This is a genomic window from Actinospica durhamensis, from assembly GCF_018139695.1.
Lineage (GTDB): Bacteria > Actinomycetota > Actinomycetes > Streptomycetales > Catenulisporaceae > Actinospica > Actinospica durhamensis.
Window position 1 is genome coordinate 1 of sequence record NZ_JAGSOG010000333.1, and the last position, 8,352, is coordinate 8,352.

The window sequence follows — 8,352 nt, forward strand, 5'->3', positions numbered from 1 at the left end:
TGACCGTGGTCAGGGGCGGGTAGGGCTGCGCCGGCGCGGCGGACTTGCCGCCCTGCAGCAGCGCGAGCACCACCACGACCACACCGACCCCGAACAGCCCGGAGATCAGCACCTCCACCGTCTTGCGGACCCGCCCGTGCTCGCGACGGCGGCCCCTGTGGCTCATCCGGCCTCCCGATCGCTGTGTTCTGATGTGCGAATCCGCCCGGTTCCGCGCAGAGAAGTCTCGCCTATCGGCGCGGGCCGCGGGGGCGTTTTGCCGAATCTTTCGGTGCGGAAACCCGCCACCCGTACGGGGGATCACGGCCGCCCGCAGCGGGCGGGCCCGGCCAAATGCCGAGCCCCCGCCCGGATGCGAAGGGGCGGGGGCTCGGCTGCCCTGACAGCGCGAGGCGCACAGGTCGGTCGGCGCGGTCGCGCACGGCCGCGGGAGCGCGCGGGGTGCGCACGCTCGGTCCTCGCCGGCGGCGGGGCGCCACCGGATACGGCGGCGCCCGTGCGTGCGGCTGCGACGGGGCGGCGGTGTGACCGGCGTCGGCGCGGCAGTGCCCTGCGGCACCGCGTGACGGCGACGGCCAGCGCCGAAGCCCCTTCGTCAGCGCTCAACGAAGAGGCGCCGGGCAGGTCACGTGCCGCCCGGCGGTTCGCGCCGAAACTCACCCGGCCAGGGGATTGCTCTGTTTATCCTTTTGTTCCTCAGCGGCTGAGTTTCGGCAGCACCTCGCGGCCGAAGGCCTCGATCCACTCGCTCTGGTTGCGGCCCACGTTGTGCAGGTAGATCCGGTCGAAGCCGAGGTCGAGGTAGCGCTGGATCTCGGCCCGGTGCGCGTCCGGGTCCGCCGAGATGACCATCCGGCCCTCGAAGTCCTCCGGCCGCACCAGCTTCGCCATCTGCTCGAAGTGGTAGGGCGAACGGATGTCGCCCTTGTCGAACTTCATCCCGCCGTTGGGCCATTCGAGGACCGCGTTCGCCAGCGCCTGCTCGTCCGTGGGCGCCCAGGACAGGTGCAGCTGGAGGATCTTCGGCATCGTGTCCGGGTCCTTGCCCGCCTCGCGCGCGCCCTCGGCGAACTTGCCCAGCACCATCTCGATCTTCGCCGGGGCCGCGCCCGGGGTGATGATGCCGTCGGCCAGCTTGCCGGTGCGCTTGGCGTTGAGCGGCCCCGCGGTGGCGATGTAGATCTCCGGGTCCTGCTCCGGCACGGTCCAGAGCCGGCAGGTCTCCAGGGTGAAGTACTTGCCCGCGTGCTTGACCTCCTTGCCGGTGTGCCCGCTGGTGAACAGCTTCTTGATGATCTCCACGGCCTCGAACATCCGGGCGCTGCGCTCCGGGCCCTCCGGCCAGTAGCCGCCCACCACGTGCTCGTTCAGGGCCTCGCCGGCGCCGAGGCCGAGCCAGTGCCGACCCGGGTACATCGCCGCGAGCGTCGCCGAGGCCTGCGCCACGATCGCCGGGTGCATCTTGAACGACGGGCAGGTCACGCCGGGGCCGAGGTCCCCGGTCGTGCGCGCGCCGATCGCGGTCAGCACGTTCCAGACGAACGGCGCCTGCCCCTGCCGCGGCACCCACGGCTGGAAGTGGTCGGCGGCCATGACGCCGGTGAACCCGGCCGCCTCGGCCTGCGCGCTGTAGTCGGTCACCTCGATCGGGCCGAACTGCTCGAGCATGGCCGCGTAGCCGATGTGGGCGGAAGACATGTGCTCTCTCCTGACGTCCCGTCCGTTGATCTGTCCGGCCCACTCTAACCGCGCCCGCGCTCCGTCCCGTCGGCGAGTGGATGATGTGACTACTTGTCGTCGGACTTCGGAATTGTCTTGACTCGTCCCCCACGGGGTACTGTCGTCCCATGCGGCTCGACCATGTTTCTTACGCCGTCGAACTCGACGCGTTCTCCTCCACCGTCTCCCGGATCGGCTCCCTGCTCGGCGCGTCCTTCCGGGACGGCGGCGTGCACCCCCGCTTCGGCACCCGCAACGCGATCCTCCCGCTGCCCGACGGCGCCTACGTGGAGGTCGTGGCCCCGCTCGAGCACCCGGCCACCGAATCGGCCCCGTTCGGCCGCGCGGTCAAGCGCCGGGCCCGGCTCGGCGGCGGCTGGCTCGGCTGGGTGGTCGGCGTGGACGACCTCGGCGCGTTCGAGAAGCGCCTCGGGCGCGAGGCCGCCGAGGGCCACCGGCGCCGCCCCGACGGCCAACTGCTGCAGTGGCACCAGATCGGCGTGCTCGAACTCATCGACGACCCCCAGCTGCCCTACCTGATCAGCTGGGACTGCCCGGACGCGCTGCACCCCTCGGCCGGCGCGGACGCGCTGCCGGACATCGAGCAGCTCGAGATCGCCGGCGACCGGGACGCGGTGCTCGCCTGGCTCGGCGACGTCGACCGCGACCCGCTGCCCGAGCTGAAGGTCAACTGGCTCGAGCCGGCCGACCTGCGCAACGCCTACGACGAGGCCGGGCTGGTCGCCGTCGACTTCCGCACCGCCTCCGGCAGCGTCCGGATCGACTGACGCCGCGTCACCCCGCCGCCGGGCTCGCGCCCGGACCCACTCCCGGACTCACCCCCGGGCTCGGCGGCGCGCTGGTGTCCGGGCCCGCGCCCGGGCTCTGGTCCGTGTCCCCGTCCGGGCTCGCGAGCGTCGGCGCCACCGGGAACGGGCGCGGCGGGCCCTCGGTGGCGCACACGGCCGTGCGCGGCGCGCCCGCGTCCACGCTCAGCCGCGGCAACCCCAGATCCACGGCCGCTCCGAGGCCGGTCGGATCCACCGTCAGGTGCAGCCCGCCGGCGTTCAGATCGATGCCCGGCACCAGGTTCGGGCACGACACCCGCTGCGTGGGTGAGGGCGTGGGCGTCGGCGTGGGGCTCGGGGGCGGCGGCGCGGTCGTGTACGGCCGCGGCGCGGGCGCAGGTGGCGGCGTGCTCGCCGCCGCCACCGGCGTCGGCAGGGCGTGCGTCGGCGCGGGGCTCGGGCTCGGCGACGGGGGCGCCGGTACATGCGCGGGCGCGGCCGACGGCGGCTGCGACGCGGGTTTGGCGGCCGGCTGCGGCTGCGGCGGCGATCCGGACAGCGCGTACGCCACCGCGGCCACGACCACCGCCACCGTCGTGCCGGCCGCGAGGACCTGCTGCCGTGGTGTGGCCGAGCGGGCCTTGACCGCCAGTTTCGCGACGATGCCCGCATGCGCGCCGCCGCCGGCCGCTCCAACCGCGGCCGACCCGCCCGTCCACAGCGCGGCGCTCTTGGCCGCGGCCACCGCGCCCACCACCGCCGGGGCGACGATGACGGGCAGGTTCCCGTTGACGTGCTTGAGCATCGCGTACAGCCCGACGCACTCGCTGCAGTGCTTCAGGTGCCCGCGCACCTTCGCCGCCTCGCGCCCGCGCAGCTTCCCGCGGGTGTGGGTGCCGAGGCGTTCGGCGAAGGGCCGGCACGAGGGCGAGCCGATCTCGGTGATGTGAGCCTGCAGATACGCCTGCTTGAGCCCCTCGCGGGCCCGGTAGGCCAGCGCCGAGACCGCCGCCGCGTCGATGCCGAGCTGCGGGGCCAGCTGGGTCGGGCCCTCGCGCTCGACCTCCATCTGCCACAGCACGGTCTGCCAGCGCTCCGGCAGCGACATGAAGGCCAGCCCGGCGAGCGAGCGCTCGAGCGCCGCGATCACCGGGTCCTGATCCTGCTGCGCCGGGGCCAGGTCCACCAGGTCGGGCAGCAGCAGCGTGCGCCGCTCACCCTCGGCCCAGTCCCTGGCCACGTTGCGCATCGCGGTCAGCAGGTACGGGCGGAACGCCTCGCTCGGGCCGTTGCCGTTGCGGATCGCGTAGAGCACGCGGGTGAACGACTCCGCGCTCAGGTCCTCGGCCGCGGCCTCGGAGCGGGTCCAGTACCGGGCATGGCGCAGCGCGGAGGTCCGGTGCCTGCGGTAGAGCGGGTCGAAGGCCTCGAGATCACCGCCGCGCACCCGGTCGATCAGTTCCCGGTCCGGGGGTTCGAGGTCGGTGTCCGGGTCGGTGTAGCTGTGGTGCGGGTCCATGGCGCGGGTGCGTCCCCCTGACATCTGGTGAGCCGAGCCCTGTTATAGCCCGGCTGATTCCCGCTCGGCCGTGAGATCGACGGGTAATCACCCGATCGGGTCGCTCGGGCCCGCGGTGCTTGACAGGGACTCGTGCCGGTCCTGATAGCGCAGCGCCCGGCGCAGGGCGGACAGCAGCAGCCCCGGGTCGGTCCGGCCGGTGTCCGCCGCCCCCGGCGCCACCAGCCACACCATCCGGGTGCTCTCCCCGATCAGCGGCGGCAGCGCCACCACGTCCCCGTCCGAGGCCACGCGCAGCCCGTGCCGGCGGCACCACCAGGCGAAGCCGGGCTCGGTCTGCAGCGTGGCCGGCGGCAGCAGGAACCCCACCCGGTTGACCTGGACCCGGGCGTCGGCGGCCACCGGACCCACCGGCCGGCCGGAGCGCAGCATCAGGTCGAGTGCGTCAAGGCCTATCGCCATCTGCACGCTGACCAGGTCGAACGCCGTGCCCGCCGGCACCGGCTGGACCCGCGCCGGGTCTCGGTAGCTCGCGCACAGGGCGTAGCCGAGCGGATCGGCGCACCGCGCGCCGCGGGCCGCGCCGGCGGGATCCGGCCGGTCGTACGGCTCGTGCGGGTCGAAGAAGTACGGATCGCACGGGGAAGCGGGCATCGGGTCGTCTCCAGTGGCGAAGGGTGCTGAGGGGGGAGAGCCACGTGCTGAGGACTTCGCCGATGGGGACCATGCTTCCCGCCGAATCTGACGCGCGGACCCGAAAGTCGCCCGTTCGAGTGAATTTCCGCCTGAACGCTGTCAGTGGGGTGCAGTAGCGTGCAACGCATGGACGCCCTCGAGCAGACCGCGAGCACCGGACCGGGCGCCGCGCCCGGCGCCGAGCCGGCCGACGGTCCGGGCGCCGCCGCCGGGCCCGCGGGTCCGGCCGAGCTGGCCTGCGTGGTGGAGTTCATCCTGTTCATCCGGGACGACGGGTTCACCGTGCTGCGCGCCGTGCCCGTCGGCGCCGCCGGGGCCGGACGCGGGGCCGAGCCCTTCGACGCGGCCGGGGTGGAGCTGGCCGGGGTCCGGCCGGGCGAGACGCTGCGGTTGTCCGGCAGCTGGGAGGAGACCAGGCGCCGCGGCCCGCGCCTGGCCGTGCGCGGCTGCGAGCGGCTGCGCCCCGACTCGGTCCGCTCCATCCGCCGCTACCTGGCCTCGGGCCTGGTGCGCGGCATCGGCCCGCTGCTGGCCCAGGCCCTGACCGACCGGTTCGGCGAGCAGACCCTCGAGGTGATCGAGCAGGAGCCGGGGCGGCTCGAGGAGGTCTACGGCATCGGCCGCCGCCGCAGCCGCTGGATCGTCGAGTCCTGGCACGCCCAGGCCGAGATCAGGGAACTGATGGCGGCGCTGCGCGGCTACGGCATCAACCCCCTGCTGGCGGAGCGGCTGCACCGGGACTACGGCTCCACCGCCCGCGAGACCCTCACCCGCCACCCGTACCGCCTGGTCGGCGAGGTCGAGGGGATCGGCTTCGCCACCGCCGACCGGATCGGCCTGGCCCAGGGCGAGTCCCCCACCAGCGCCGAACGGCTCGAGGCCGCGGTGTGGGAGGTGTGCGCCTCCGACGGCCCGCGCTCCGGCCACTGCCACCTGCCCGTCGCCCAGGTGGTGACCGACGCCGCGCAGCTGGCCGACCAGCCGCCGGAGCTGCTGCGGGCCGCGCTCGAGCGCCTCGGCACCGGCAAGACCTCGCCGCTGGTGCTCGAACCCCACCCGGTCACCGCCGAGCCGATCGCCGCGGTCCGGGCCGCCTACCGGGCCGAACGGCGCCTGGCCCGCGACCTCGCCGCGCTCGCCGCCGCCCCCTCCGACCTGCCCCGCGCGGTACGCCGCCTGGTCGAGCAGGACGAGTTCGGCCCCGACCTCGACCAGGGCCAGCGCGAGGCGGTCCGGATGGCGCTGACCCACCCCGTCTCCGTGCTCACCGGCGGCCCCGGCTGCGGGAAGTCCCACACCGTCAGGGAACTGGTGCGCCTGGTGCGGGCCGGCGGCGGCAGCGTCACCCTGGCCGCGCCCACCGGCAAGGCCGCGCGCCGGCTGGCCGAGCTCACCGGCGCGGACGCGATGACGGTGCACCGGCTGGCCGCCGACCCGCACCCGGGCGACGCCGGATCGCTGCCGGGCGCGGCGGGGCCGGTCCCGCGGCACGAGCGCGAACCCGGCTCCGCGCGGGACGCGGAGGCGGCGCCCGAGCCGGACCCGCAGGAGGCCGACACGCTCTTCGGCGCCCGCAGCACCATGGTGCACCTGATCGTGGTCGACGAGGCCTCGATGCTCGACGTCTACCTCGCCGCCCGGCTGACCGCCCGGATCCCGCCGGGCACCCACCTGCTGCTCGTCGGCGACGTCGACCAGCTGCCCTCGGTCGGCCCCGGCGCCGTGCTCGCCGACGTGCTGGCCGTGCCCGGGATCGCCCGCACCACGCTGACCCGGGTGTTCCGGCAGGCCGAGCGCTCCACCATCGTCTCCAACGCGCACCTGATCCGGCAGGGCAGGCTGCCGCAGCTCAAGCGCTCCGACTTCTGGTTCGCCGAGCTCGACGACCCGGAGCGGATCGCCGAGCTCGTCACCGAGATCGCCACCGAGCGGCTGCCGCGCAAGCTCGGCGTGGACCCGGCCAAGGTGCAGGTGCTCTGCCCCGCCCGGCGCGGCGCGGCCGGCGCCGCCCAGGTGGCCCGGATGCTCCAGGAGCGCCTCAACCCGCGGGCCGAGAACGAACCCGAGTACTGGCACGGCCCGCGCGTCTTCCGGGCCGGGGACCGGGTGATCGCCACCCGCAACGACTACGCCCGCGGCGCCCACGGCGTGTTCAACGGCACCCTCGGCACGGTGGTCGACCTGGACCTGCGCGAGGCCGGGCTGACCGTGGAGACCGAGGACGGCGAGCAGATCCGCTACGACCTCGACGATCTCGACGACCTCGGCCACAGCTACGCGCTGACCGTGCACAAGGCCCAGGGCAGCGAGTTCCCGCACGTGGTCGCCCCGCTCACGATGGACGCGCCGCGGCTGCTGACCCGCCGTCTGCTCTACACCCTGGCCACCCGCGCCCGCACCACGGTCGTCCTGGTCGGCCAGCCCCGCGCCCTGCGCCACGCGCTGGACACCCCGGGGCCGGCCCGCGCCACGCTGCTCGCCCCCCGTCTGGCCGCGGCCCTCGCAGAGCTCTGAGGCGGGCGGGGTAATTCAGCTGCCCCCGCGCGGCCCCGTACGGCACAATGATCCCGTGAACACGCCCGACGCCCGACGCACCCCGAGCCCGGACACCGAAGCGGTGACCGGTCCGCTCGTCGTCGGCCGCGGCGTGACCATCCCCGCGCGCGACCTGTCCTGGCGCTTCTCCCGCTCCTCCGGCCCCGGCGGCCAGGGCGTGAACACCACCGACAGCCGGATCGAGCTGTTCGTGGACCTCGCCGCCTGCGAGGGGTTCACCGCGCAGCAGCGCGAGCGCGTGCTCGAGCGTCTCGGCCCGCGCCTGGTCGAGGGCGTGCTGACCATCGCCGCCTCGGAGTTCCGCTCCCAGCTGCGCAACCGCCGCGCCGCCCGCGAACGCCTCGCCGCGCAGCTCGCCGAGGCCCTGGCCCCGCCGCCGCCGAAACGCCGCGCCACCAAGCCGTCCCGCGGCGCCGTCGCCCGCCGCCTGGACGACAAGGCCCGCCGGTCCAAGGTCAAGCAGCTGCGACGCCGCGACGCCGACTGAGCCGACGCCCCGTCCCGCGTGCCGTCGAACGCTGACATCCTCCCGGGTTCGCACTGTTACTGAAACTTGACGTACTGTGGCCTGTGTGGGGGGTAAGTGGCTTCGCGTGGAATCCGACGCAACCGCCGTGCCGCCCGAGCAGGAGCTGACCGAGGCTCTGCTCGGGCTGAGCTGGCCGTTGCCGCGCACGGTCGCCGACGCGGACGCGGCGCTGTCCAGGCTCGAGCAGGTCAGGACCGTGCTGACCCGGCTCGAACAGGCCAGCGTCGGCGCCGACGCGTGGTGGGCCGGCCAGGTGGACGCACTGGCCACGCAGAGTGGATTCGTGCTCGAATGGTGGCGCCCGGTCCTGCGTGACCCGGACCTCGACTGGACGCTCAACCACCAGGCCCACCTCACCGCCGACCTCGCCACCCTGGCCGCCGCCGGCGCCCGCCTGCTCGACCAGCTCGAGCCCGGCGAGGACGGCCTCGGCCCGGCCCAGCACGCCCGAGCCGGCGCCCGGGCCGCCGCCGAGCGCCGCTGGGGCCCGGCCGCCGTGCCGTCCTTCGACCAGAGACAGAACGCTGCGAAGCCCCCGCCCCGCC

Annotated in this window: 7 protein-coding genes; 4 read left to right on the top strand and 3 right to left on the bottom strand. The window is 74.8% G+C overall.

The features are described from left to right. Positions 1-696 precede the first annotated feature (696 nt). Positions 697-1,698 carry a TIGR03557 family F420-dependent LLM class oxidoreductase gene (locus tag KDL01_RS36395; RefSeq protein ID WP_212533259.1) on the bottom strand — a complete coding sequence of 334 codons (1,002 nt, stop codon included), beginning with the start codon at positions 1,696-1,698 and terminating at the stop codon, positions 697-699. Positions 1,699-1,847: 149 nt separating this feature from the next. Between KDL01_RS36395 and KDL01_RS36400 the strand changes: the two genes are divergently transcribed. After that, the gene (locus KDL01_RS36400) at positions 1,848-2,507 is read left to right on the top strand and encodes a VOC family protein (RefSeq protein ID WP_212533260.1); all 660 of its coding nucleotides are present in this window, start codon (positions 1,848-1,850) and stop codon (positions 2,505-2,507) included. Between the two features lie 7 nt (positions 2,508-2,514). On the opposite strand, the gene KDL01_RS36405 is transcribed toward KDL01_RS36400, so the two are convergent. Beyond that, positions 2,515-4,050, bottom strand: a complete 1,536-nt coding sequence (locus tag KDL01_RS36405; protein ID WP_212533261.1) for a sigma-70 family RNA polymerase sigma factor — start codon at positions 4,048-4,050, stop codon at positions 2,515-2,517. Positions 4,051-4,113: 63 nt separating this feature from the next. After that, the gene (locus KDL01_RS36410) at positions 4,114-4,680 is read right to left on the bottom strand and encodes a hypothetical protein (RefSeq protein ID WP_212533262.1); all 567 of its coding nucleotides are present in this window, start codon (positions 4,678-4,680) and stop codon (positions 4,114-4,116) included. A gap of 168 nt (positions 4,681-4,848) precedes the next feature. Here KDL01_RS36410 and recD2 point away from each other — a divergent pair, with 168 nt between their 5' ends. From recD2 to KDL01_RS36425, 3 genes are all read left to right on the top strand, one after another. Then, positions 4,849-7,236 (top strand): SF1B family DNA helicase RecD2, encoded by a 2,388-nt coding sequence (recD2, locus tag KDL01_RS36415; protein WP_212533263.1) that lies wholly within the window; start codon positions 4,849-4,851, stop codon positions 7,234-7,236. 103 nt (positions 7,237-7,339) lie between these two features. Then, on the top strand, positions 7,340-7,765 hold the full coding sequence (gene arfB / locus KDL01_RS36420; protein ID WP_212533265.1) for an alternative ribosome rescue aminoacyl-tRNA hydrolase ArfB: 426 nt from the start codon (positions 7,340-7,342) through the stop codon (positions 7,763-7,765). Positions 7,766-7,871: 106 nt separating this feature from the next. Then, positions 7,872-8,352, top strand: a 481-nt coding sequence (locus KDL01_RS36425; RefSeq protein ID WP_212533264.1) for a hypothetical protein, incomplete at its 3' end; no start/stop codon positions are given.

What these genes read in the sequence shown, in the direction of transcription:
- KDL01_RS36395 (WP_212533259.1), bottom strand. Translation starts at nt 1,698, where the DNA reads ATGTCTTCCGCCCACATCGGCTACGCGGCCATGCTCGAGCAGTTCGGC.
- KDL01_RS36400 (WP_212533260.1), top strand. Translation starts at nt 1,848, where the DNA reads ATGCGGCTCGACCATGTTTCTTACGCCGTCGAACTCGACGCGTTCTCC.
- KDL01_RS36405 (WP_212533261.1), bottom strand. Translation starts at nt 4,050, where the DNA reads ATGTCAGGGGGACGCACCCGCGCCATGGACCCGCACCACAGCTACACC.
- KDL01_RS36410 (WP_212533262.1), bottom strand. Translation starts at nt 4,680, where the DNA reads ATGCCCGCTTCCCCGTGCGATCCGTACTTCTTCGACCCGCACGAGCCG.
- recD2 (WP_212533263.1), top strand. Translation starts at nt 4,849, where the DNA reads ATGGACGCCCTCGAGCAGACCGCGAGCACCGGACCGGGCGCCGCGCCC.